The 546-nt window shown below is 39.4% G+C and carries 1 protein-coding gene; it reads right to left on the bottom strand.

Annotated features, from left to right (window positions below):
• On the bottom strand, positions 1–546 hold a 546-nt coding region (locus ENE75_RS26025; RefSeq protein WP_158289097.1), incomplete at both ends, for a TlpA family protein disulfide reductase.

The following is a 546-nucleotide window of genomic DNA, read 5'->3' as shown; positions in this document are numbered from 1 at the left end:
CTCTTAAATTTCTTGCAACAACAACACCGTTGGGATCAACGATCATGTTGAATGGAACAGCTAGTACCCCAAACTGCAGAGCTGCAGCATTTTCCCAACCTTTCATATCTCCTACCTGTGGCCAGGTATAGTTATCTTCTTTTACTGCCTTGAGCCACTTATCTTTTTTTTCATCAAGCGTTACTCCTATGATTTCAAAATTACTGTTCTTGAAACGCTCATAAGCTTTCACCAGGTTTGGACTTTCTGCACGGCAGGGAACACACCAGCTTGCCCAAAAATCGATCAACACATATTTTCCTTTAAACGAAGAAAGACTGATCATTTTTCCATCTGCATCAGGTTGTGAAAAATCAGGTGCAGTTGCACCAACCATTGACCTCTTACCTACTTCGATCATCTCTTGTATTTTTTTCCCACTTTCAGTTTTTAGCAAAGAATCACTAAGCAATGAAAATGCAGGCAGCGCTTTCGTTACATCCATATCATACCCTAAAAAATTCTTTATTAAATACAACGAAATAGGCGAAGTAGTGTGCGCTTTAA

The sequence above is a fragment of the Rubrivivax albus genome, assembly GCF_004016515.1.
Lineage (GTDB): Bacteria > Pseudomonadota > Gammaproteobacteria > Burkholderiales > Burkholderiaceae_C > Rubrivivax > Rubrivivax albus.
The sequence above is the reverse complement of the archived record's forward strand: the minus strand, read 5'-3'. Positions and strand labels throughout refer to the sequence as shown.